This is a genomic window from Burkholderia pseudomultivorans (assembly GCF_001718415.1).
Taxonomy (GTDB): Bacteria; Pseudomonadota; Gammaproteobacteria; order Burkholderiales; family Burkholderiaceae; genus Burkholderia; species Burkholderia pseudomultivorans_A.
On sequence record NZ_CP013378.1, the window covers coordinates 4,360,146 to 4,384,315 of the forward strand.

General features: G+C 67.9%; 21 protein-coding genes. 6 read left to right on the forward strand and 15 right to left on the reverse strand.

The window, feature by feature from the left end:
• Positions 1-7: 7 nt before the first annotated feature.
• From ubiB to WS57_RS32485, 7 genes are all read right to left on the reverse strand, one after another.
• Complete coding sequence (ubiB, locus tag WS57_RS32455; protein WP_009692409.1) at positions 8-1,585, reverse strand: ubiquinone biosynthesis regulatory protein kinase UbiB; 1,578 nt, start codon at positions 1,583-1,585, stop codon at positions 8-10.
• Between the two features lie 13 nt (positions 1,586-1,598).
• Positions 1,599-2,225 (reverse strand): ubiquinone biosynthesis accessory factor UbiJ, encoded by a 627-nt coding sequence (locus WS57_RS32460; RefSeq protein ID WP_009692410.1) that lies wholly within the window; start codon positions 2,223-2,225, stop codon positions 1,599-1,601.
• 141 nt (positions 2,226-2,366) lie between these two features.
• Positions 2,367-3,389, reverse strand: coding sequence for a Tim44 domain-containing protein (locus tag WS57_RS32465; RefSeq protein WP_040128156.1), 1,023 nt, complete (start codon positions 3,387-3,389; stop codon positions 2,367-2,369).
• A gap of 41 nt (positions 3,390-3,430) precedes the next feature.
• The gene (ubiE, locus tag WS57_RS32470) at positions 3,431-4,162 is read right to left on the reverse strand and encodes a bifunctional demethylmenaquinone methyltransferase/2-methoxy-6-polyprenyl-1,4-benzoquinol methylase UbiE (protein ID WP_009691937.1); all 732 of its coding nucleotides are present in this window, start codon (positions 4,160-4,162) and stop codon (positions 3,431-3,433) included.
• A gap of 52 nt (positions 4,163-4,214) precedes the next feature.
• Positions 4,215-4,628, reverse strand: coding sequence for a gamma-butyrobetaine hydroxylase-like domain-containing protein (locus WS57_RS32475; RefSeq protein ID WP_009691936.1), 414 nt, complete (start codon positions 4,626-4,628; stop codon positions 4,215-4,217).
• Positions 4,625-5,068 (reverse strand): HIT family protein, encoded by a 444-nt coding sequence (locus WS57_RS32480; protein WP_009691935.1) that lies wholly within the window; start codon positions 5,066-5,068, stop codon positions 4,625-4,627. Before WS57_RS32480 ends, WS57_RS32475 begins: the two co-directional genes overlap by 4 nt.
• Before the next feature lie 74 nt (positions 5,069-5,142).
• Positions 5,143-9,162 (reverse strand): DUF3683 domain-containing protein, encoded by a 4,020-nt coding sequence (locus WS57_RS32485; protein WP_069245319.1) that lies wholly within the window; start codon positions 9,160-9,162, stop codon positions 5,143-5,145.
• Positions 9,163-9,742: 580 nt separating this feature from the next.
• Between WS57_RS32485 and ilvA the strand changes: the two genes are divergently transcribed.
• The gene (gene ilvA, locus WS57_RS32490; RefSeq protein ID WP_009691933.1) at positions 9,743-11,266 is read left to right on the forward strand and encodes a threonine ammonia-lyase, biosynthetic; all 1,524 of its coding nucleotides are present in this window, start codon (positions 9,743-9,745) and stop codon (positions 11,264-11,266) included.
• Positions 11,267-11,278: 12 nt separating this feature from the next.
• Positions 11,279-12,103, forward strand: a complete 825-nt coding sequence (queF, locus tag WS57_RS32495) for an NADPH-dependent 7-cyano-7-deazaguanine reductase QueF (RefSeq protein WP_009691932.1) — start codon at positions 11,279-11,281, stop codon at positions 12,101-12,103.
• A gap of 81 nt (positions 12,104-12,184) precedes the next feature.
• Here the strand turns inward: queF and WS57_RS32500 are convergent, their stop codons facing one another.
• The 3 genes from WS57_RS32500 to WS57_RS32510 form a co-directional block, all read right to left on the reverse strand.
• The gene (locus tag WS57_RS32500) at positions 12,185-12,571 is read right to left on the reverse strand and encodes a RidA family protein (RefSeq protein ID WP_009691931.1); all 387 of its coding nucleotides are present in this window, start codon (positions 12,569-12,571) and stop codon (positions 12,185-12,187) included.
• Positions 12,572-12,657: 86 nt separating this feature from the next.
• The gene (locus tag WS57_RS32505; RefSeq protein ID WP_069245320.1) at positions 12,658-14,139 is read right to left on the reverse strand and encodes an N-acyl-D-amino-acid deacylase family protein; all 1,482 of its coding nucleotides are present in this window, start codon (positions 14,137-14,139) and stop codon (positions 12,658-12,660) included.
• 2 nt (positions 14,140-14,141) lie between these two features.
• Positions 14,142-15,080 (reverse strand): MurR/RpiR family transcriptional regulator, encoded by a 939-nt coding sequence (locus WS57_RS32510; protein ID WP_009691928.1) that lies wholly within the window; start codon positions 15,078-15,080, stop codon positions 14,142-14,144.
• Positions 15,081-15,200: 120 nt separating this feature from the next.
• Here WS57_RS32510 and WS57_RS32515 point away from each other — a divergent pair, with 120 nt between their 5' ends.
• Both WS57_RS32515 and WS57_RS32520 read left to right on the forward strand, forming a co-directional pair.
• Entirely contained in the window at positions 15,201-16,481 is a 1,281-nt protein-coding gene (locus WS57_RS32515; protein WP_059478786.1) for an amino acid deaminase, read from the forward strand.
• Positions 16,482-16,623: 142 nt separating this feature from the next.
• Entirely contained in the window at positions 16,624-17,205 is a 582-nt protein-coding gene (locus WS57_RS32520) for a DJ-1/PfpI family protein (RefSeq protein ID WP_040128161.1), read from the forward strand.
• 90 nt (positions 17,206-17,295) lie between these two features.
• Here WS57_RS32520 and WS57_RS32525 read toward each other — a convergent pair whose 3' ends face one another.
• Positions 17,296-17,745, reverse strand: coding sequence for a MarR family winged helix-turn-helix transcriptional regulator (locus WS57_RS32525; protein WP_009687298.1), 450 nt, complete (start codon positions 17,743-17,745; stop codon positions 17,296-17,298).
• A 23-nt stretch (positions 17,746-17,768) separates the two neighbouring features.
• A complete protein-coding gene (locus WS57_RS32530; RefSeq protein WP_059513364.1) occupies positions 17,769-19,364 on the reverse strand; it encodes an MDR family MFS transporter in 1,596 nt (531 codons plus the stop codon).
• Positions 19,365-19,471: 107 nt separating this feature from the next.
• On the opposite strand from WS57_RS32530, the gene WS57_RS32535 reads away from it, so the two are divergent.
• Complete coding sequence (locus WS57_RS32535) at positions 19,472-20,314, forward strand: EcsC family protein (RefSeq protein WP_069245321.1); 843 nt, start codon at positions 19,472-19,474, stop codon at positions 20,312-20,314.
• Here WS57_RS32535 and WS57_RS32540 read toward each other — a convergent pair.
• Together WS57_RS32540 and WS57_RS32545 are read right to left on the reverse strand one after the other, a co-directional pair.
• Positions 20,284-21,246: an alpha/beta hydrolase gene (locus WS57_RS32540; RefSeq protein ID WP_069245322.1), complete on the reverse strand. Its 963-nt coding sequence runs from the start codon at positions 21,244-21,246 to the stop codon at positions 20,284-20,286. The two genes, WS57_RS32535 and WS57_RS32540, sit on opposite strands and share 31 nt — an antisense overlap.
• An 88-nt stretch (positions 21,247-21,334) precedes the next feature.
• Positions 21,335-21,769 (reverse strand): CHRD domain-containing protein, encoded by a 435-nt coding sequence (locus tag WS57_RS32545; RefSeq protein ID WP_059478781.1) that lies wholly within the window; start codon positions 21,767-21,769, stop codon positions 21,335-21,337.
• A gap of 574 nt (positions 21,770-22,343) precedes the next feature.
• Here WS57_RS32545 and WS57_RS32550 point away from each other — a divergent pair.
• Positions 22,344-23,345: a hypothetical protein gene (locus tag WS57_RS32550; protein WP_069245323.1), complete on the forward strand. Its 1,002-nt coding sequence runs from the start codon at positions 22,344-22,346 to the stop codon at positions 23,343-23,345.
• A gap of 6 nt (positions 23,346-23,351) precedes the next feature.
• Here WS57_RS32550 and WS57_RS32555 read toward each other — a convergent pair whose 3' ends face one another.
• Positions 23,352-24,125, reverse strand: a complete 774-nt coding sequence (locus tag WS57_RS32555) for a class II aldolase/adducin family protein (protein WP_009687291.1) — start codon at positions 24,123-24,125, stop codon at positions 23,352-23,354.
• Positions 24,126-24,170 lie beyond the last annotated feature (45 nt).

Consider the following 24,170-nt stretch of genomic DNA (forward strand, 5'->3'; position numbering starts at 1 on the left):
CTTTCGGTCACGCGCCGTACGCGAGCGCGAGCAGCACGCGCGCGACGAGCGCCCCGACGCCGACGGCGAGGCCGAAGATCAGCAGCGCCTGCAGCAGCCGGTTGGTTCGTTTCTGCTCGACGAGAATCTGCCGCATCAGGTCCTCGCTTGCCGCGCGCGGCGCGTTGTGGCGCGCGGCCATCGCATGGTGGATCAGGCGCGGCAGCTGCGGCAGCGTCTTGCTCCACTGCGGCGCCTCGACCTTGAAGCGCTCGTACCAGCCGCGCAGGCCGATCTGCTCGGTCATCCAGCGTTCGAGGTACGGCTTCGCGGTCTTCCACAGGTCGAGCTCGGGATCGAGCGAGCGGCCCAGCCCCTCGACGTTCAGCATCGTCTTCTGCAACAGCACGAGCTGCGGCTGGATCTCGACGTTGAAGCGGCGCGACGTCGAGAACAGCCGCATCAGCACCTGCCCGAGCGAGATGTCCTTCAGCGCGCGGTCGAAATACGGCTCGCACACCGCGCGAATCGCGCTTTCCAGCTCCTCGACGCGCGTCTCGGGCGGCACCCAGCCCGATTCGAGGTGCAGCGTCGCGACGCGATGGTAGTCGCGCTTGAAGAACGCGAGGAAGTTCTGCGCGAGGTAGTTCTTGTCGAAGTCGGACAGCGCGCCGATGATCCCGAAATCGAGCGCAATATAGCGGCCGAACGTGTCCGGCGCGAGACTCACCTGGATGTTGCCCGGATGCATGTCCGCGTGGAAGAAGCCGTCGCGGAACACCTGCGTGAAGAAGATCTCGACGCCTTCGCGCGCGAGCTTCTTGATGTCGACGCCCGCCGCGCGCAGCGTCTCGACCTGGCTGATCGGCACGCCGGTCATGCGCTCCATCACGAGCACCTGCGACGTCGAGAAATCCCAGAACATCTCCGGCACGAGCAGCAGGTCGAGGCCCGCGAAGTTGCGGCGCAGCTGGCTGCCGTTCGCGGCCTCGCGCATCAGGTCGAGCTCGTCGTGCAGGTACTTGTCGAATTCGGCGACGACCTCGCGCGGCTTCAGGCGCCGGCCGTCGGCCCACAGGCGTTCGGCCCAGGTCGCGATGTCGCGCATCAGCGCGAGATCGGAGTCGATCACCGGCAGCATGTTCGGGCGCAGCACCTTGACGGCGACGGCCTTGCCCGCGTGCTGACCCTGCTTCAGTTTCGCGAAATGCACCTGCGCGATCGACGCACTCGCGATCGGCTCGCGCTCGAATTCGTCGAAGATCTCGTCGACCGGCGCGCCGAGCGACTTCTCGATGATCGCGATCGCGACCGACGAGTCGAACGGCGGCACCTGGTCCTGCAGCTTCGCGAGCTCGTTCGCGAAGTCGACCGACAGCAGGTCGCGGCGCGTCGACAGCACCTGGCCGAACTTCACGAAGATCGGGCCGAGGCTTTCGAGCGCATGGCGCAGCCGCACCGCGGGCGGATCGGAATAGCGGCGGCCGATCGTCGTGATGCGCAGCAGCAGCTTCACGCGGCGATCGTCGATCCGGGACAGCATCACCTCGTCGAGGCCGAAGCGGATGACGGTGTAGAGAATCTTGATGAAACGGAAAATGCGCATGCCCTGCGGCCCCTCAGTGCGCGCCGCGCGGGCCTGTACCCGCGCGCGCGCCGATTTTTTGTTCGAGTCGCTCGACCCGCTTCTCGACCCGCGCGAGCGCGTCGCGCGCGCGCGCCAGTTCGGCGTCGAATCCCCCGAGCGACGCGCGCCGGACGACTTGCGGGTTCTCGTCGAGCCAGTACTCGGCGATGGAATCGAGCACGTTGCGGCCGGTGCGGCGCGCGCGCGCGCCGGCATCGCGCACGACCGTCGCGATCCGGTGCGCCGCCGCGTCACCGACCAGCTTCGCGAGATCCTCTTCCGGTTCCCAGCGCAGGTGCTCGGCCAGCTTCGCGATCTGGGTCGCGAACTCCGCGTCGCCCTCGATCTTCACGTGCTTCATCACGGCTGCCTGACCGCCCTGCACGAACGCGGCGACCGTGTCGCCCGCGAGCGCGATCGACACGTCGACCTGCTGCGCATCGTGCGCATCGACCGCTGACAGATAACCGTCGGGCTGCACGAGCAGCGTGAGCGTGACGGGCGGCACGTCGATTCGGGCAGTCTTGCCCGCATAGGGAATCAGGCGGTCGCGCGCCCATGATTCGCGCGCGAGCAGGTGATTGACGGCAGCAGCAAAAGGCTTGGCGGCAAAGGTCATCGGCTGGGAAAGAAAAAACCCGCGCGGGCCGGGCGCCCACGCGGGTTTCTATTGTAACGTCGGATCGACGGCAGACCGTGCCCGACCACACACCCGGGCGGCAAGCGGTCGCAGTGCGACACGCGGGCCGCCCGGCAGGGCTCAGTGCGCGTTCAGCTGCTGGATGCCCGCGAGCAGCCAGCCCTGCCCGCCCGACTTCGACAGGTTCCACACCTCGTCGAACGGCTCGGCCGGCGCATTCGCCGATTCGCGGATCAGGCCGTGGAAGCGCACGCTCGCCGACTGCTCGATGCCGCGATCCTCGACCGCGACCAGCTCCGCGTCCAGCTGCACGACGTCGGTCTGGTTCGCCTCGTTGCCGCGCGAATCGAGGTCGATCTTGATTTCCGCGAACATCTCGGGCGTCGTGAACTCGCGGATGTCGGCCAGGTTGCCCTGATCCCACGCGGCCTGCAGGCGCACGAAGTAGACCTTCGCGCTGCGCAGGAACGCGTCGGCGTCGAAGCCGGCCGGCAGCTGCAGCGGGGCGGCCGCTGCCGCGCCCGCCGCCGGCGCACCGCCGCCGAACACGCGCTGCGCTTCGTTCGCATAGTTGCTGCCGCTGCCCGAGTAGTTGCTCGTGCTGCCCGGCTGGAACGACGGGCTCTGCGAGTAGCCGCCCGACGACGATGCCGAGCCGCCGACCGAATACGCAGGTTCCTGCGGACGACGGCGATTCATGAACTTGCGCACCAGCCAGATGCCGACCATCGCGAGCAGCGCGATCACGATCAGGTTCGACATCATGCCGGCGAACGCCTCGCCGAGGCCGAAATGCGACAGCAGCGCCGCGATGCCGAGGCCGGCCGCCAGACCGGCGATCGGCCCGAGCCAGCGCGAGCGGTTGGGCTGCGCGGCCGGCGCCGGCGCGGCCGGGTTCGCGCGCTGCGCCTGCGACGGCGCGGCCTGCTGCATCGGCTGCTGCGCGGGCGGCGTGGCCTGGCGCTGCGTGACGGTGGAGTTCTGGCGGCCGATGCTGCGCCCGCCGCCCATGCGCTTGGCTTCGGCGTCCAGCGATGCGAACGTGCCGGCCGTGAGCAGGCCGACCATCAGCAGCGTGCCGACCCGTCGAGCCCACGGCTTCGACGGCTTGCTACGGTTGAACAACGAACGCGATTCGGACATCAGCTTCTCCAGATGTAAGGCGAATGTATGGAAAGAACCCCTTAGTACTTGGTTCCGAGGTGTAAAGCTACCACGCCACCTGACAAATTGTAATATTTGACGGCGTCGAGGCCCGCTTGTTCCATCATCGTCTTCAGCGTGTCCTGGTCGGGGTGCATCCGGATAGATTCAGCAAGATACCGGTAACTGTCGGCATCTTTCGCGAACTTGTCGCCAAGCCACGGTAATACTTTGAAAGAATACAGATCGTACGCTTTTTTCAGCGGATCCCAGACTTTCGAGAATTCCAGCACCATCACGCGGCCGCCGGGCTTCGTCACGCGGCGCATCTCGGCGAGCGCGGCGTCCTTGTGCGTCATGTTGCGCAGCCCGAAGGCGACCGTCACCACGTCGAAGTAGTTGTCCGGAAACGGAATTTTCTCCGCGTCGCAGAGCAGCGACGGCGTGACGACGCCCTTGTCGAGCAGCCGGTCGCGGCCGACGCGCAGCATCGACTCGTTGATGTCGGTGTGCCAGACTTCGCCGGACGGGCCGGCCGCCTTCGCGAACGCCTTGGTCAGGTCGCCGGTGCCGGCCGCGATGTCGAGCACCTTGTAGCCAGGACGCACGTTCGCCTGCGCGATCGTGAACGCCTTCCATGCGCGGTGCATGCCGGCCGACATCAGATCGTTCATCAGGTCGTAGTTGCTCGCGACCGAATGGAACACGCCCGCCACTTTCTTCGCTTTATCGGTTTCCTCGACGGTTTCGAAGCCGAAGTGGGTTTTGCTCATCGCGTTGATCCTCAGTAAATGGCAAGACGGCGCCGAACGGGCGCCGTCGATTTCAGTGGCAGTGGCCGTGCGGCGCGCTCGCCGCCGGCATCGGCGCGTCGCGCTCGACACCCGCCGCCTTCAGTTTGTCGAAATAGTCGCGCCACAGCGCGTCCTGCTGCGTCGCCAGCTCGTACAGCAGATCCCACGAGTAGATGCCGGTCGAATGGCCGTCGGAGAAGGTGGGCTGCAGCGCGTAGTTGCCCACGCCCTCCAGCGCGGTGATCGTCACCTCGCGCTTGCCGGTCTGCAGCGTTTCCTGGCCGGGCCCGTGGCCGCGCACCTCGGCCGACGGCGAATACACGCGCATCAGCTCGAACGGAATCCGGTAGCTCTCGCCGTTCGGGTACTGCAATTCGAGCACGCGCGACACCGCGTGCACGACGACGCCGGACGGAATCGGCGTCGTGGAAGTCAAACCGCTCATGGCTGCCTCGAATCGGTCATGCGTTGAATTTCCTCGCGCACCGCATTGTGCAGCAGCGAGGCCTGCGCGGCACGCGTGCGCAGCAGCGCCTCGGACACGCTGCGCTGGCGCGGCGCCCAGACGGGCTGCGGGAAATGGGCGTCGTTCGAAAAGCGCGGGATCACGTGCCAGTGCACGTGCGGCACCATGTTGCCGAGGCTCGCGAGATTCACCTTGTTCGGCTGCATCACGCGGCGCACGGCCCGCTCGACCGCGTAGACCACGCGCATCAGATGTGCCCGCTCGGGCTCGCCAAGATCGGAGAACTCGGCCACGTGCGCGCCCCAGATCACCCGGCAGAAGCCGGGATAGTCGTGCTCGCCCGTCGCGAGGACGACGCGCAGCACGTCGTCCCGCCAGAGCACCTCGCCGCCGTCTTCACGGCAAAACACGCATTCCATCGTCGCTCCCATCTGGACGGGCGCCGGCTGCAACGCCTGCGCCCGCGCCCTCCCCGGGCGTCGTCATGCCCGCATTAGACCAGCACGCGCTCGATCCCGCCATGGTTTGCACGTGCGACATAATCGGCCATCCAGTTCTCGCCGAGCACCTGGCGCGCGATCTCGACGACGATGTAGTCGGCCTCGAGGTTCGCGTCCTCGCTGTAGCGCGACAGACCCTGCAGGCACGACGGGCAGCTCGTCAGGATCTTCACGTCCGGGCCGTTCGCGGCGGCCGGCGCCGGCGCGCTGCCGGCCACGACCGGGATGCTGCGCAGCTTCGCGGCACCCTTGCGGATTTCCTCTTCCTTGCGGAAGCGCACCTGCGTCGACACGTCCGGACGCGTGACCGCGAGCGTGCCCGACTCGCCGCAGCAGCGGTCGTTCTTCTCGATCTTGTAGCCGTCCTTCTCCGAGCCCATCAGCTCGTTGACGAGCTTGACCGGGTCGATCGTCTTGATCGGCGTGTGGCACGGATCGTGATACATGTAGCGCGTGCCCGTCACGCCGTCGAGCTTCATGCCCTTCTCGAGCAGGAACTCGTGGATGTCGATGATCCGGCAGCCCGGGAAGATCTTGTCGAATTCGTAGCCCGCGAGCTGGTCGTAGCAGGTGCCGCACGACACGACCACCGTCTTGATGTCGAGGTAGTTCAGCGTGTTCGCGACGCGGTGGAACAGCACGCGGTTGTCGGTGACGATCTTCTCGGCCTTGTCGTACTGGCCCGCGCCGCGCTGCGGATAGCCGCAGCACAGGTAGCCCGGCGGCAGCACCGTCTGCACGCCCGCTTCCCACAGCATCGCCTGCGTCGCGAGACCGACCTGCGAGAACAGGCGCTCGGAGCCGCAGCCCGGGAAGTAGAACACCGCTTCCGAATCGACGGTCGTCGTCTTCGGGTTGCGGATGATCGGCACGATCTTGTTGTCCTCGATGTCGAGCAGCGCGCGCGCCGTCTTCTTCGGCAGGTTGCCCGGCATCTTCTTGTTGACGAAGTGGATCACCTGCTCGACCGCGGGCGGCTTGCCGGTCGTCGCGGGCGGATGCTGCGTCTGCTTCGTCACGACCTTCTTCAGCATGTCGTTCGCGAAGCGCTGCACCTTGTAGCCGACGCCCATCATCACGGTGCGCGCGGCGTTGATCGTCTGCGGATTGGTCGCGTTCAGGAAGAACATGCCCGCGGCCTGGCCCGGGTTGAACTTCTTCTTGCCCATCTTGCGCAGCAGGTTGCGCATGTTCATCGTGACGTCGCCGAAGTCGATCTTCACCGGGCACGGCGTCGCGCACTTGTGGCAGACCGTGCAATGATCGGCCACGTCGTTGAACTCGTCCCAGTGCTTGATCGACACGCCGCGGCGCGTCTGTTCCTCGTACAGGAACGCCTCGACCAGCAGCGAGGTCGCGAGGATCTTGTTGCGCGGGCTGTACAGCAGGTTCGCGCGCGGCACGTGCGTCGCGCACACCGGCTTGCACTTGCCGCAGCGCAGGCAGTCCTTCACCGAACCGGCGATCGCGCCGATGTCGGACTGCTGCATGATCAGCGACTCGTAGCCCATCAGCCCGAAGCTCGGCGTGTACGCGTTGCGCAGGTCGGCGCCGTCGAGCAGCTTGCCCTTGTTGAAGCGGCCGTTCGGGTCGACGCGCTGCTTGTACGCGCGGAATTCGGCGATCTCGTCGTCGGTCAGGAACTCGAGCTTCGTGATGCCGATCCCGTGCTCGCCGGAAATCACGCCGTCGAGCGAACGCGCGAGCGTCATGATGCGCGCGACTGCCGCGTGCGCATCCTGCAGCATCTCGTAGTTGTCGGAGTTGACCGGGATGTTGGTGTGGACGTTGCCGTCGCCCGCGTGCATGTGCAGCGCGACGAACACGCGGCCGCGCAGCACGCGCTTGTGGATCGCCTGCGCCTCGTCGAGGATCGGCTTGAACGCGCCGCCGTTGAAGATCGCGCGCAGTTCCGCGCGGATCTCCTGCTTCCACGAGATGCGCACCGTGCGGTCCTGCGTGACGTGGAACACGGTCGCGCCCGGCTGCTCGTCCGCGCGATCCGCGAATTTCTCGGCGAGCGCCTCGTAGCCGAGCTGCACGAGATAGTGCTGCGCCTCGCGCAGCGGCTGGTCGAGCCGGTCGCGCACGAATTCCCAGCGCGCCCGCACGCGCTTGAGGAGTTCAAGCGCCTGCTGGACACGGTCTTCGAGCAGTTCGGCGCTCGGGATCTCGTTCGCGTCGTCGGTCTTGCCGAGCGGCAGGTTGCCGGCGCGGAAGAACGCTTCGAGCGCGTCGATGAGCTGCAGCTTGTTCTTCAGCGACAGCTCGATGTTGATCCGCTCGATGCCGTCGGTGTACTCGCCCATCCGGTTCAGCGGAATGACGACGTCCTCGTTGATCTTGAACGCGTTCGTATGCTTCGCGATCGCGGCCGTGCGGCTGCGGTCGAGCCAGAAGCGCTTGCGCGCCTCCGCGCTGACCGCGACGAAGCCCTCGCCGCTCTTGCCGTTCGCCATCCGGATCACTTCGGACGTCGCGTGCGCGACCGCATCGGCGTCGTCGCCGACGATGTCGCCGATCAGCACCATCTTCGGGAACGCGTTGCGCTTGCTCTTGGTCGCATAGCCGACCGCGCGCAGGTAGCGCTCGTCGAGGTGCTCGAGGCCCGCGAGGATCGCGCCGCCCTGCTTCGAGGTCTCGAACAGGTAGTCCTTGATCTCGACGATGCTCGGGATCGCCTCGCGCGCCTGGCCGAAGAATTCGAGGCAGACCGTGCGCGTGTGCGCGGGCATCTTGTGCAGCACCCAGCGCGCGGACGTGATCAGCCCGTCGCAGCCTTCCTTCTGCACGCCCGGCAGACCGGCGAGGAACTTGTCGGTGACGTCCTTGCCGAGCCCTTCCTTGCGGAAACGGCGCCCTTCGATCTCGAGCATTTCGGTGCGCAGCAGCTTCTCGCCCGGCGCATGCGCGCCGTCGAACCACTTCAGCTCGAAGCGCGCGACCGCGATGTCGTGGATCTTGCCCTGGTTGTGTTCGAGACGCGTGACTTCGAGCCAGTTGCCGTCCGGGTCGACCATCCGCCACCAGGCCAGGTTGTCGAGCGCGGTGCCCCACAGCACGGCCTTCTTGCCGCCGGCGTTCATCGCGACGTTGCCGCCGATGCACGATGCGTCGAGCGAAGTCGGATCGACCGCGAACACGTAGCCGGCCGCCTCGGCCGCCTCGGTCACGCGGCGCGTGACGACGCCCGCGCCGGAGAAGATCGTCGGTACCTTGTGCGGCACGCCCGGCAGCTCGGTCAGTTCGACCGCGCCCAGTTGCTCGAGCTTCTCGGTATTGATCACCGCGGAGAACGGCGTGAGCGGCACCGCGCCGCCCGTATAGCCGGTGCCGCCGCCGCGCGGGATCACGGTCAGGCCGAGCTCGAAGCAGGCCTTCACGAGGCCGGCGATTTCGGCTTCGGTGTCCGGCGTCAGCACGACGAACGGGTATTCGACGCGCCAGTCGGTCGCGTCGGTCACGTGCGACACGCGCGACAGCCCGTCGAAGCGGATGTTGTCCTTCTGCGTGCAGCGGCCGAGCGCCTTGGTCGCGCGGCGGCGCAGCTCGGCCATCTTGTCGAATTCGTCGGCAAATTCGTCGACCGCGCGCTGCGCGGCGGCTTCGAGCGCCTCGACGCGCACCGCGCGCTCGCGGCCCGCGTCGTCGTGGTGCTCGGTCAGATCGGCGCGGCGGCGCTTGCCGATTTCGGTCAGGCGGTGGTTCAGCGCCTCGATCAGCAGCGCGCGGCGCTTCGGGTTGTCGAGCAGGTCGTCCTGCAGGTACGGATTGCGGCGCACGACCCAGATGTCGCCGAGCACCTCGTACAGCATCCGTGCCGAGCGGCCGGTGCGGCGTTCGGCGCGCAGTTCGTCGAGTACCGACCACGCCTCTTCGCCGAGCAGGCGGATCACGATCTCGCGGTCGGAGAAGGACGTGTAGTTATAGGGAATCTCGCGCAGTCGGGGCGCGGGGTCGGCGGCGACGGCGGCGGCCGCGCCATGCGGATCGAAAACTTGTGGTGCGTTCATGTTCGGACGACTCGGAGGGCCGATACACCGTGCACGGGCGTCGGCAAGCGCGTGGGCGCAATCTTGGGGAAATCTGTTCTGTTACCAGGCGCGCGACTGTCCTGCATCGGGCCGGAGCGGGCGGGGACTCGCCACTCCGGGACGGGGACAGGGCCTGGCGGCACTCGGAGCCATCAGCACGATCGCGCGCGGCGCGCATGCCGTTCCGCCGCGGGATGGGCTGCGCGCGGCGACGGCGTCAATTCGGCGATCCGAGGGTGCCTCTGCATCTTCCGATCCTTGATTCAAAACGGAATTCTAACCCATGATCGGGTCACGCGTGACACGCCGGACAGCCCGTGGGGCTATCCCGCGAAGCCGCGCCAGTGCTGGCTCCCCGGGATTTCGCCTGATCATTCGCCGCCCGGCCGGTCGGTAACCGGGCGGTTAAACCGGTAAAAACGCCGCTCCGGGCGCCCGAACCGTGCCGCGGCCGCACCTGCCGGCGCCGCGCAAGCGGCATGCCGCTTGCATGCGGCGGGACCCTTGGCGCTATCATTGATCCTTTACCGTCTGCTTCCGCATCGCACGCGAGCCCCCAATGGCCTCCCACGACTACCTGAAGAAAATCCTCACCGCGCGCGTCTACGACGTCGCGATCGAGACGGAACTCGAACCCGCCCGCAACCTGTCGGCCCGGCTGCGCAACCCCGTGTACCTGAAGCGCGAGGACAACCAGCCGGTGTTCTCGTTCAAGCTGCGCGGCGCGTACAACAAGATGGCGCACATTCCGGCCGACGCGCTCGCGCGCGGCGTGATTACGGCGTCGGCCGGCAACCACGCGCAGGGCGTCGCGTTCTCGGCGGCCCGGATGGGCGTGAAGGCGGTGATCGTCGTGCCCGTCACGACGCCGCAGGTGAAGGTCGATGCGGTGCGCGCGCACGGCGGCCCGGGCGTCGAGGTGATCCAGGCCGGCGAATCGTACAGCGATGCGTATGCGCACGCGCTCAAGGTGCAGGAAGAGCGCGGCCTCACGTTCGTGCACCCGTTCGACGATCCGTACGTGATCGCGGGTCAGGGCACGATCGCGATGGAGATCCTGCGCCAGCACCAGGGTCCGATCCACGCGATCTTCGTGCCGATCGGCGGCGGCGGCCTCGCATCCGGCGTCGCCGCGTACGTGAAGGCGGTGCGTCCGGAGATCAAGGTGATCGGCGTGCAGGCCGAGGATTCGTGCGCGATGGCGCAGTCGCTCGAGGCCGGCAAGCGCGTCGAGCTCGCCGAGGTCGGCCTGTTCGCGGACGGCACCGCGGTGAAGCTCGTCGGCGAGGAAACCTTCCGGCTCTGCAGCGAATACCTCGACGGCGTCGTGACGGTCGACACCGACGCGCTCTGCGCGGCGATCAAGGACGTGTTCCAGGACACGCGCAGCGTGCTCGAGCCGTCTGGCGCGCTCGCGGTGGCCGGCGCGAAGCTGTATGCGGAACGCGAAGGGATCGAGAACCAGACGCTGGTCGCGGTCACGTCCGGCGCGAACATGAACTTCGACCGGATGCGCTTCGTCGCGGAACGCGCGGAAGTCGGCGAGGCGCGCGAGGCCGTGTTCGCGGTCACGATTCCGGAGGAGCGCGGCAGCTTCAGGCGCTTCTGCTCGCTGGTCGGCGACCGCAACGTGACCGAGTTCAACTACCGGATCGCCGATGCGCAGTCCGCGCACATCTTCGTCGGCGTGCAGATCCGCCGCCGCGGCGAATCGGCGGAGATCGCCGCGAACTTCGAGTCGCACGGCTTCAGGACGGTCGACCTGACGCACGACGAGCTGTCGAAGGAGCATATCCGCTACATGGTCGGCGGCCGCTCGCCGCTCGCGCTCGACGAGCGCCTGTTCCGCTTCGAATTCCCCGAGCGGCCGGGCGCGCTGATGAAGTTCCTGTCGTCGATGGCGCCGGACTGGAACATCAGCCTGTTCCACTACCGGAACCAGGGCGCGGACTACAGCTCGATCCTCGTCGGGCTGCAGGTGCCGCAGACCGATCACGCCGAGTTCGAACGCTTCCTCGCGGCGCTCGGCTATCCGTATGTCGAAGAGAGCGCCAACCCGGCGTACCGCCTCTTCCTGTCGTAAAGGCATCAAGCAATGAACCCTGAACACTCCCCGCTCGGCAAGGCGACCGTCTACGCATCGCAATACGACGCGTCGCTGCTGTTCCCGATCCCGCGCGCGGGCGCGCGCGAGCAGATCGGCATCACGGCGGCGCTGCCGTTCTTCGGCACCGACATCTGGAACGCGTACGAGCTGTCGTGGCTGAACGCGCGCGGCAAGCCGCAGGTCGCGGTCGCGACGTTCTACGTGCCGGCCGAATCGCCGAACATCGTCGAATCGAAGTCGTTCAAGCTGTATCTCGGCTCGTTCGCGCAATCGCGGTTCGATTCGGTCGACGCGGTGCGCGACGTGCTCAAGCGCGACGTGTCGGCGGCGTGCGGCGCGAGCGTGTCGGTGCAGCTGGTGTCGCCGCACGACTTCCGCAAGCTGGAGATGGACGAGCTCGATGGCTTGTCGCTCGACCGGCTCGACCTCGATGCCGACGTGTACGAACCCGATCCGACGCTGCTGTCGGCCGCCGAAGACGAAGCGCCGGTCGAGGAAACGCTCGTGTCGGACCTGCTGAAATCGAACTGCCCGGTGACGGGACAGCCGGACTGGGGCAGCGTGCAGATCCACTACGTCGGGCCGCAGATCGATCACGCGGGGCTGCTGCGCTACATCATCTCGTTCCGCAATCACACGGGCTTTCACGAGCAGTGCGTCGAGCGGATCTTTCTCGACATCCTGCATCGCTGCAAGCCGGTGAAGCTGGCCGTGTATGCGCGTTATACGCGCCGCGGCGGGCTCGACATCAATCCGTTCCGGACCAACTACAACCAGCCGATGCCGGATAACGCGCGGACCGCGCGGCAGTGAGGCGGGTGGCAAGCCAAACGAAACAGCCCGGTCGATTCGACCGGGCTGTTTTCATTTCACTTGCGACAACGGCGCGCCGCCTTACTTCGCCGGCGCCTTGTACGCGATACAGTCGACCTCGACCTTGCAGTCGATCACCATGCTCGACTGCACGCACGCGCGTGCCGGCGGATGCTCGCCGAAATACGAGACGAACACGCGGTTGAACGACGCGAAGTCGCGCGCGTCGTCGAGCCACACGCCGCAGCGCACGACGTGCTCGAGGCCGTAGCCGGCTTCCTTCAGGATCGCGATCACGTTCTCGATCGCCTGCTTCGACTGCGTGACGATCCCGCCCTCGACGACCTCGCCGTTCACCATCGGCGTCTGGCCCGACACGTACAGCCAGCCGTCGGCCTCGACCGCACGCGCGAACGGCATCACCTGGCCGCCCGTGCCCTTCGCTTCGCCCACGCCATATCGCTTCATCGTTTCACTCCTCGTTTCAGTTCCGTTTCGGTTGCGAATGCGCACGCCGCAAGCAGCGCGCGCGGAATATCGGCAGCTCGGCGCGCTCAGAACGCGGCGTCGGCGCTCGCCGGCGCACGTTCGCCGCGCGCGACGAAGCCGCCCGCGCGTGCGCCGGTCGGCTGGCCGTTCTCGTAAGCGAGCACGCCGTTCACCCAGACCGCGTCGATCCCGTGCGCGGGCTGCTGCGGCTTGTCGAACGTCGCCGCGTCGATCACGCGCGCCGGATCGAACAGCACGAGATCGGCGTGGTAGCCGACGTGCACCTCGCCGCGGCGCGCGAGCCCGTAGCGGCGCGCGGACAGCGACGTCATCTTGCGGATCGCCTCCTCGAGCGGCAGCAGGTTCGTGTCGCGCACGTAATGGCCGAGCACGCGCGGGAACGCACCCCACAACCGCGGGTGCGGCAGCGGATCGTTCGGCAGGCCGTCCGAGCCGACCATCGTCGCCGGATGCGACAGGATCCGGCGCACGTCGTCCTCGGACATGTTGTGATACACCGCGCCGGCCGGGCGAATGCGCTGCGCGGCTTCCTGCTCGGTCACGCCCCAGTCGGCGGCGATCGCCTTCAGCAGCCGCCCCGCGACTTCCGGATGCGGCTCGGACCATGTGATCGTGATGTCGATGTCGCCCGTCACCTGCTTCAGGTCGAGCGTCGACGAGCTGCGGCTGTACGGATAGCAGTCGCAGCCGACCGGCTGGTAGCGGCGCGCGCCGTCGAGCGACGCGAGCACCTCGGTGCTGCGCCCCCAGTTCGACGGACCCGCGCATTTCAGGTGCGAGATCACGACCGGCACGCGCGCGTGGCGGCCGACCTGGTACGCCTCTTCCATCGCGTCGAGGATCGCGTCGAACTCGGTGCGCATGTGCGACGTATACAGCGCGCCCGCGTTCGCGAGCGGCTCCGCGAGCGCCATCACTTCCTCGGCGGGCGCCGCGAACGCGGAGCCGTAAGCCAGGCCCGACGACAGCCCGAGCGCGCCGTTCGCGAGCGCCTCCTCGAGCTGCGCGCGCATCGCGGCAATCTCGCTGTCGGTGGCCGCGCGATCGAGGCGATCCATCTGGTTGTTGCGCAGCGCCGTGTGCCCGATCAGCGCGGCGACGTTCACCGCCGGCCGTGCATCGTTCACGGCCGCGACATAGTCGGCGAAGGTCGGATAGCGGAACGCGTCGCGCTCGCCGAGCAGGTTCATCGGGTCGGGCGGATCGCCCGCGAGCGTGACCGGCGACGCGCTGATCCCGCAGTTGCCGACGATCACCGTCGTCACGCCCTGCGAGATCTTCGGCAGCATCTGCGGCGCGCGGATCACGTGCGTGTCGTCGTGCGTGTGCACGTCGACGAAGCCCGGCGCGAGCGCACGGCCGTTCGCATCGACGACGGTCTCGGCGAGCCAGTTCGACAGGTTGCCGATCGCCGCGATCACGCCGTTGCGGATCGCGACATCGCGCGTGACGGGCGGCGCGCCGGTGCCGTCGTACAGTTGCGCGCCAATGATCAGCGTATCGGCCGCTTCGGGATGCGAATGCATGGTCAGTCTCCTACCGGTTGACGGTCGCCGCCGCCGCGATGCGCATCGAGCGCATGCTTGATGCGACGCAGCGATTCCCGGCCCGCGTCGCCGAGCCGCAGTGCGACTCCGGTCACGAGCACGTCGATCGCCATCATCATCGCGTAGCGCGATGTCGACGGCTTGTAGATGAAATCGGTTTCGAACGCGACGACCGGGATCAGGTGGTCGGCAAGCTTCGCGAGCGGCGAGGCGGGCGCGGTGACGGCGATCAGCGTCGCGCCGTAGCGCTTCGCGAGACGGCAGCTCTCGAGCAGTTCCGGCACGCGCCCGCTGACCGACAGCGCGACGACGACCGCGTCGCGCGACAGCGTCGCGGACACCATCCGCTGCAGCAGGCTGTCCTGGTACGACGCGACCGGCCGGCCGAAGCGCACGAGCCGGAAACGCAGTTCGTCGGCCAGCGCGGTCGAGCCGCCGCCCTGCCCGTACACGTAGATCATCTTCGCGGCGGCGAGCCGGTCGGCCGCCGCGTCGAACGAGGTGTTGCGCAGCAGCTGGTGGTTGTGCGCGAGCGCCACGCGAATCTCGTCGTAGACGACCGATGCGGGGCTCGCGTCGTCCGCGGGCGTGTCTTCGGCCGGCACGAAAAAGCGCTGGCCGACGGCCGCCGCCTGCGCAACGAGCAGCTTCAGTTCGCGCACGTCGCGGCAGCCGACCGCCTTCGCGAAGCGCGTGACCGTCGCGACGCTGACTTCCGCGTCGCGCGCAAGCGCGCCGATGCTCGCGTGCGCGGCGCGCGCGAGATCGGCAAGGATGAACGCGGCAACCTTGCGCTCGGCTTCACGCAATTCGGGCGCGCATTCGGCGATCCGCGCGACGATGTCGAGGACCGGTGGCGCGACCGGCGCCGGCTCGGGCGTGGCTGCCTGCGTAACGGTGGGGGTGGCGCGCGTATTCATCTGCGGAAAAAGGGTGCGAGGCTTGATGTTACTAAATAACATCACCGCGCCGATGCTACTTTCTGTACCATCTGCATGTCAACTTCAGTGCAATGCATAGTGATGATGGAGCGGGATGACATGAAAGTTACAAACTATCAGGAACCGGCGATCGACCCACTGGGCAAGGGCCTCGGCAATCTGCCGAGCGCGAGCGTGCCGCTCGACGACGCGGGCCGCCTCGAGTGGAACCTGCTCGCGGAAGACGTCAGCCTGCCGGCCGCGGTGCTGTACGAGGAGCGCATCGAGCACAACCTGAACTGGATGCAGGCGTTCGTCCAGCAGTATGGCGTCCAGTTTGCGCCGCACGGCAAGACGACGATGGCCCCGCAGCTGTTCCGCCGCCAGCTCGCCGCGGGCGCATGGGGCATCACGCTCGCGACCGCGCATCAGACGCAGGCCGCGTACCACGGCGGCGTGCGCCGCGTGCTGCTCGCGAACCAGCTCGTCGGCCGCCAGAACATGACGATCATCGCGGGTCTGCTGTCCGATCCGGACTTCGAGTTCTACTGCCTCGTCGATTCCGCCGACAGCGTCGACCAGCTCGGCCGCTTCTTCGGCGACGCGAAGAAGTCGCTGAACGTGCTGCTCGAGCTCGGCGTGCCGGGCGGCCGCACCGGCGTGCGCGACGCCGCGCAGCGCGAGGCCGTGCTCGGCGCGCTGGCGCGCTATCCGGACACGCTGAAGCTGGCCGGCATCGAACTCTACGAAGGCGTGCTGAAGGAAGAAGGCGAGATCCGCGCGTTCCTGCAGGATGCGGTCGCGCTCACGCGCGAGCTCGCCGCCGCGGGCCGCTTCGCGCGCACGCCGGCGATCCTGTCCGGCGCCGGCTCGGCGTGGTACGACGTGGTCGCGGAGGAATTCGCGAAGGCCGCCGACGCGGGCTTCGCGGAAGTCGTGCTGCGCCCGGGCTGCTACCTGACGCACGACGTCGGCATCTACAAGAAAGCGCAGACCGACGTGTTTGCGCGCAACCCGATCGCGCGCCGGATGGGCGAAGGGCTGCTGCCCGCGCTGCAGCTGTGGGCATACGTTCAGTCGGTGCCGGAAGCCGACCGCGCGATCGTCGCGCTCGGCAAGCGCGACGCGGCGTTCGATGCGGGCCTGCCGGAGCCGGCGCGGCATTTCCGTCCGGGCCGCGACAGCGCACCGCGCGACGTCGCCGCAGGCGAAGGCTGGGCCGTCACCGGGATGATGGATCAGCACGCGTACCTGCAGATCCCGCCGGGCGCGGACGTGAAGGTCGGCGACATGGTCGCGTTCGACATCTCGCATCCGTGCCTGACGTTCGACAAGTGGCGCCAGCTGCTCGTGCTCGACCCGCAGTTCCGCGTGACGGGCGTGATCGAAACATTCTTCTGATGCACCGCGCGCGACCGCGCCGCCGCCCTGGCGGCGGCCGTCACGCGCGCTTCAAGCTGCCGGAGTACACTGCCGGTTCGTCCTCGGGGCCGCGTTCGCCCGTGCCCGCACGGGTCGTCGCGCCCCTTCAATGGAGAAAGCCATGGCAGCGAAGAAGATCCTGTTCCTGACCGGCGATTTCGCCGAAGACTACGAAACGATGGTGCCGTTCCAGGCGCTGCAGGCCGTCGGCCATCATGTCGACGCCGTGTGCCCGGGCAAGCGCGCGGGCGACAAGATCAAGACCGCGATCCACGATTTCGAGGGCGACCAGACCTATACCGAGAAGCCCGGCCACCAGTTCACGCTCAATGCGACCTTCGACGACGTCGACGCGTCCGGCTACGACGCGCTCGCGATCGCCGGCGGCCGCGCGCCCGAATATCTGCGTCTCGACGCCAAGGTGATCGCGCTGGTGCGCGCGTTCGCCGAGGCCGGCAAGCCGATCGCCGCGATCTGCCATGCGGCGCAGCTGCTCGCGGCCGCCGACGTGATCCGCGGCAAGCGCATCTCGGCCTACCCGGCCTGCGCCCCCGAAGTGAAGCTCGCGGGCGGCGAGTACGCGGACATCCCGGTCGATGCGGCCGTGACCGATGCGCCGTTCGTCACCGCGCCCGCGTGGCCTGCGCATCCGGCATGGCTGTCGCAGTTCCTCGCGTTGCTGGGCACGCGCATCGAGCTGTAAACCAGGATTGAAACGACGCGGATCGGCGCGCGGGCCGGCAAGCCTGCCGCCGAGCGCTGCGCGGCCGCCGCTTCCGGCGTCGCGCGCGCTTCAGCGCGCGGCCGGCGGCGCCGAGCCGACCTCCGCGATCTTCGACTCCAGCATCGCGAGCGCCCCCGACAGCGCGCCGAGCACGTCGTCGGGCAACTGCGCCATCGTCTGTTCGAGAAACGCCTTGCGGCGCGGCAGGCACGCGTCGAACGCCGCGCGGCCGGCGACGGTCAGCGTCACGTTGGTCACGCGGTTGTCGCGCGCATCCGACGCGCGCTCGATCCAGCCGAGCGCATCGAGCGCCTTCAGCTGGCGCGTCAGCGCACCCGGATCGATGCGCAGCACCTCGACGAGCCGCTTCTGCGACGCATGCCCGTCCATCGTGTGCAGCGCAACCATGATGCGCCAGCGCGGCATCGGCTGCCCGACGTGCGCTTCGAACGCGGTCATGAACGCGCGATACGTGCGTCCGAATTGCTGCAAGATCGCGACGCGGTCCTGTTCTTCCATGCGCTGAATTCGTTTCCGTACAATCATTCGGCCAGCGGGCCGGGTTCGATCTTGTGCCGCAGCGCGATCGGCGGCACGCGGCGGCACTGCCACACCGACACCACGGCGACGACGGCCGCCATCGCGACACCCAGGTGAATCGCGCTGACCAGCGACTCGCGGGCCGCTTCGAGCAGCAGCGCGCCATTATGCCCGGCGTGCGTCAGTTCCGCGACGAGACCGCCCTGGGCGGCGCGGTCGATCAGGATCTGCGGGTCGGCGAGCTGCGCGTGCCATTGCAGCGCATGGTCCGCCCCCAGCGCGTCGCGCACGCCGCCCGAATACATCTGGTTGACGAGCGTGCCCGTCAACGCCGTGCCGATCATCCCGCCGACCATCCGCAGCGACTGCAGCAGCGCGGTCGCGATGCCGAGGTGCTCGCGGCCGGCCGTCTGCTGCGCGAACACGGTGAGGTTCGGCAACACGAAGCCGAGGCCGATGCCGCCCGCGACCATCAGCCCCATCAGCATCCACTTCGGCGTCGTATGCGTCGACACGACGACGCCCGCGCACGCGATCGCGAACAGCACGAAGCCGACGTGCAGCATCGCGTTCGGGTTGCGGATGCGCGTGACGACGCGTCCGTTCATGATGCTGCCGATCGTGATGAACACGACGAGCGGCGTGATCACGAGCCCCGCTTCCTTCGGCGACATCCCGAAGCCGCCCTGGAACAGCAGCGGTGCATAGAACAGCAGCGAGAACATCGAGAAGCCGGCGAGGATCGCGAGCACGAACAGCGCCGACAGCGCGCGATTGCCGAACATGTCGAACGGCAGAATCGGCTGTGCGCAGCGCTTCTCCCACCGCCACAGGCCAATGCCGGCCGCCAGCGCGACGACGAGCAGCAGGCTCGCCCAGCTCGCGATGCCGTGCTTCGGCAGCCATTCGACGAACAGTTGCAGCGCGCCGAGCGACAGCGCGATCAGCAGCGCGCCCGGCCAGTCGAGCCGCATCTTGCCGTCGTGCTCGACGTGGCGCAGGTGCGGCAGGTAGCGCCACACGAACAGCAGCGACAGCAGGCCGACCGGCAGGTTCACGTAGAACACCGAGCGCCAGCCGAACGACTGCGTCAGCACGCCGCCGAGCGACGGCCCGACCGCGTTCGCGATGCCGAACGCGGAACTCATCAGCACCTGCCAGCGCAGCCGCACGACGGAATCGGGAAACAGGTCGGGAATGCACGCGAACGCGGTGCCGACCAGCATCCCGCCGCCGACGCCCTGCAGGCCGCGCGCGAGCACGAGCGACAGCATGTCGTTCGCCATCCCGCACAGCACCGACGCGCCGGTGAACACGACGATCGACGCGATCACGAACGGCTTGCGGCCGTAGTAGTCGCCGAGCCGGCCGAAGATCGGCACGGTGATCACGGAACTGAGCAGGTACGAGGTCGCGACCCACGCGTAGAGGTCGAAGCCGCGCAACTCGGCGACGATGGTCGGCAGCGCGGTGCCGACGACGGTCTGGTCGAGCGCGACCAGCATGGTGACGAACGAGATCCCGATCATCGCCAGCAGCGACTCGCGGAACGGCAGGACTTGCCCGCTCGAATGGTGGGCGGCAGTGTGGACGGCCATTTTTTGATGATGCAACTTTTGACGGGTCAAACAATCTCAAAATTGTAGCACGCCGGAGTAAGCTAGGCTGGCGCCGTCATTCCGGCCCCGGCCGCCAAAGGAGAAAGATGGAACCGATTTCAATCACGCCCGCGCCGACGCTGACGCAGGAGGATCGGGACGCGCTGCGGCGCGCGAAGCAGGTGCTGGAAAGCCCGTCGCTGACGATGAAGCTGACCGGCGTGCTCGGCGCGCCGGTCGAGAAGATGATCGCCAAACTGCCCGATTTCGCGACCGGCAAGATCAACGACGCGACGCAACTGGCGCTGCGCAAGTGCCTGAACATCGCGCTGCGCACGCTCGGCAAGCCGCCTGCGCCGGACGCCGAGCCCGACAAGCCGAGCAACCTGCTGCACAAGCTCGCGGTCGCGACGACCGGCGCGGCGGGCGGCGCATTCGGCTTCCTCGCGCTGCCGGTCGAACTGCCGGTGACGACCACGCTGATCTTCCGCTCGGTGTGCGACATCGCGCGCAGCGAGGGCGAGGATCTCGCGTCGGTCGATACGCAACTGCAGTGCCTCGCCGTGCTCGGCATGGGCGGCAATCCGGACAAGCAGGAGGAGGACGCCGATCTCGGCTATTTCGTGCTGCGCGGCGCACTCGCGCAGGCGATCTCGAAGGCGTCGTCGGACATCACGACCAAAGGCATCGCCGCGCATAGTTCGGCGGCCGTGTTCAAGCTCGTGCAGGCCGTCGCGTCGCGCTTCTCGGTGCAGGTGACCGAGCAGATGGCCGCGAAATCGATCCCGGCGATCGGCGCGGTGCTCGGCGCGACCGTCAACACGCTGTTCATCGATCACTTCCAGCAGATGGCGCACGGCCACTTCACCGTACGACGGCTCGAGCGCAAGTACGGCACGGTGGCGGTCAAGGCCGCGTATCAGGCGATCGACGCCTCGCCGACGCGCTGAACCGCCCGCTCGACCGCGACGCGGTTCAGGAACGCGGCCGCGCGGTCGAGCGCGTCGCGCGATTCCGGCACCATCGGCGCATAGAGCTGCCACACGTGCGGCATGTCCGGCCAGATCTCGATCTCCACCGCCACGCCGGCCGCCCTCGCCTTGTCGGCGACGCGACGCGAATCGTCGAGCAGCACCTCGGTGCTGCCGACCTGGATGTACAGCGGCGGCAGGCCCGCGAAATCGGCGTAGAGCGGCGACGCGTACGGATCCGTCGCCGGCGCGTCGCCCAGATAGAGCTTCGCGGCCTTCGGCAGCGCCGCACCGGCGAACATCGGGTCGAGGCCGTCGTTGCTGCGCAGCGTGTCGCCGGTGCCCGCCAGGTCGGTCCATGGCGAGAACAGGATCGCGCCGGCCGGCAGCGGCTCGCCGCGGTCGCGCAGCGCGACGAGCGTCGCGAGCGCGAGGCCGCCGCCCGCCGAATCGCCGCCGAGCACGATCGACTCCGGCGGCGTGCCGAGCGCGACCAGCTGGCGATAGGCGGCCAGCGCATCGTCGAGCGCGGCCGGGAAGCGGCTTTCGGGCGCGAGGCGGTAGTCGAGCGAGAACGACCGCACGCGCGCCCGCCTGGTCAGGCCGAACACCAGCGGTCGATGGGTCTTGGTCGAACAGAAGTAGTAGCCACCGCCGTGGAAATACAGCAGCGTGCGGCCGGCGCCACGACCGGCGGCCGTGTCGGTGCGTTCGAGCCATTCGCCGCGCAGCGGCGCGTCGCCCGGGCCATAGCATTCGCGCAGACGATAGCCCGACGGCGCGCGGCGCGGCACGATCATCCGCAGCTCGGTAAAGCGCCGCGCACGCGCCGGATCGAGCACCGGGCGCGTGGTCTCGGGACGGAACTGCCAGCGCAGCAGCCAGCACGCGAACCTGCTTTGCCAACTCATCGACACCCTCCTGGACATGGTGTGTCGATAGTACGTGCGAACGCGCCCGCGCCGCTCGACGCGAGCCTCTATATCAAACGCCCGCCGCTCAGTTCGCCGGCATCAGCTGGCCGCGGATCTCACCCGACGGGTGTTCCTTCGTATGAACGTTGAAATACCACTTGCCGCCCATCAGCTCGGTGACCTGCGCGTCGGTCAGCACCTTCGAGCCCTTGATCGGGCTGGCCAGTTCGTCCTTCGGAATCGGGACCTGCACGCCCGCGTTCTGGCCGACCGGCGCCGGGCCGTGGAAATGCGCGGCCGTCGCGGGGCCCGTCAGGTTCTCGTAGGTGATCGTCCACTTCAGCGTGTGCGTGGCCGTGTCGTAACTGGCGTCGACCGCGCCGGAGCCGTGGGTGGCCGTCGGCGGCACCTCGCTCGACGGTTGCAGACTGGCGGACAGGCGCACCGTTTCGGCAGCGGCGCTGCCGGCGACCAGCGCGCCCGCGAGTAACGCCACCTGGAGCAAACGCAGCTTCGGCATGAGATCTCCTTGCACGACGTAGTAGGCCGCCGGCGTGGCGGCATCACTCGATGGTAGTCGATTGCCGCCGATCCGGCAGCCCCTCGGCGTCGGGTTGCCGCAGACCGCCCGGCGCTCTGCCGCAATCAGGAACAGACCTTTGCAGCCGGACGGCTGAATCCGTGCGCGGCCTTTCGCTACACTTCGTTTCACAGTTGCTTGTTTCCTTCGTCCGAAGGAGTCTGCGAGTATTCACGCGGCCGCCCGGCCGCGTTTTTTTTGTCTGTCGATTTGCATGCCGCGTGCGGTTTTGCGTGCCGCACGCGCCTTGCTTCGACACTCGCGGCCACGCGCGCGGCAAGCTGAGACGGCGAACCGGTTCGCGCGATTGCAAGCATCCCGAATCGATTTCGCGAGCGTCCACGCGCGTTGCGCACCGGCATCGCGGAACCGGAATCGCGCATCGTCGCGACACCGTCATCGTCGCAATGCGTAATAGCGTATTGTGAAAACCCGCGTCGACACGCCGCCGCACGCGCCGGAAAATGACAGGGTTTCATCGTGACTGGAAAGTACCGTGCCGGACCGTCCCCCGATGCCCCGCCCGCCCCGACCCGTCCGTGTCCGCCCAGTGCTGGCGGGCCTCTGTTCCGTCGCCGCGTTCTACGGCGCGCCCGCCGATGCGCAGGAATTCTCGCTGTTCGCCGGCTCGCTGTGGGGCGGCGGCGGCCGCTCGTACTCGTGGGCATTCGACTACCAGGAAGGACTCGGCCCGAACACCGCGCTCGGCTTCACCTGGTACAACGAGGGCCACATTCCGAACCATCACCGCGACGGCCAGTCGGTCCAGTTCTGGGGCCGCCTGCCGCTCGACGACCGCCGCTTCGTGCTGTCCGCGGGTGTCGGTCCCTATCGCTACTTCGATACGGTGCCGGCCGGCGAAGGCCTCGGCTATTCGAACTCGCACGGCTGGGGCGTGCTGATGAGCGTGCGCGCCGCGTACTACACGTCGCACCGCTGGGTCGCGCAGCTCCAGCTCAATCGCACGCAGGTCTTCAGCGGACCGAATACGACCTCGCTGATGTTCGGCATCGGCTATCAGCTCGACGCGCCCGACACGCCGGGCCCGCGCGACACCGCGCTGCCGCGCACGCGCAAGGTCACGAACAACGAGGTGACCGCGATGCTCGGCGAGACGATCCTCAACAGCCGCTCGTCGCCGTCGACGCTCGGCGGCAGCGTCGAATACCGGCGCGGCCTCACGCGCATGATCGACTGGACCGCGACCTGGATGTACGAAGGCGCGAAACAGGGCACCCGCCGCAACGGGATCGCGTCGGAGCTCTGGCTCACGCGCGCGTTCCTGAACGACAAGGTCACGCTGTCGGCCGGGGCCGGCGCGTACTTCACGGTCAACCAGCGCAACCGCGAAGGGCAGCCCGGGCCCGGCGACGGACGCGTCTCCGGCATCGTGTCGATTTCGGCGAGCTACCGGCTGTCCGATCGCTGGCTCACGCGCCTGACGTGGAACCGCGTGGTCACGCGCTACAACCGCGACACCGACGTGATCCAGGCCGGCCTCGGCTACCGGTTCTAGCCCCGCTCACGCGCGATAGCCGGGATCGATGCGATCGACGATGCGCTGCAGCGCGTCGAATGCGTCCTGCCCCGCGCCATGCTTCGGATCGAAGTTCAGCGAATCGCGCACGCACGCTTCGAGCACGGGCGGCGCGATCGGCAGCGCGTCGCCGATCGCATGGGTCGCGACCTGCACCTCACAGGCGCGATTGAGCAGCCACATCAGCGCGAACGTCTGCGCGAGCGTCGCGCCGATCGTCACCGGCCCGTGATTGCGCAGCAGCAGCACGGGCCGTCCGCCCGCGCTCTCGACGATGCGCCGCCCTTCCTCGAGATGCACGGTGATCCCTTCGAAGTCGTGATACGCGACCTTGCCGTAGAGCTGCGCCGCGTAGAAGTTCGAGAACGACAGCCCGCCGCGCGAGCAGCACACGGCCATCGCGGGCGTCGTATGCACGTGCATCACGCAGTGCGCATCGGGCAGCGCCGCGTGGATCGCGCTGTGGAACGTGAAGCCGGCGGGATTGATCGGCCAGTCGGAATGGCCGATCACGTTGCCGTCGATGTCGATCTTGACGAGATTCGATGCGCAGACCTCGCGGTAATGCAGCCCGAACGGATTGATCAGGAAATGACCGTCCTCGCCCGGCACGCGCAGCGAGATATGGTTGTAGATCAGCTCGGTCCAGCCGAGGTAGTCGAAGATCCGATAGGCGGCCGCGAGCTGCACGCGCGCCTGCCATTCGGCTTCGGAGAAACGGGCGGGACGCGTGAACGGCTGGTTCGGTACACGTTGCATGGCAGGCTCCGGTTGCGGCGCACGCGCGGCCGCGCCCATTCGCGG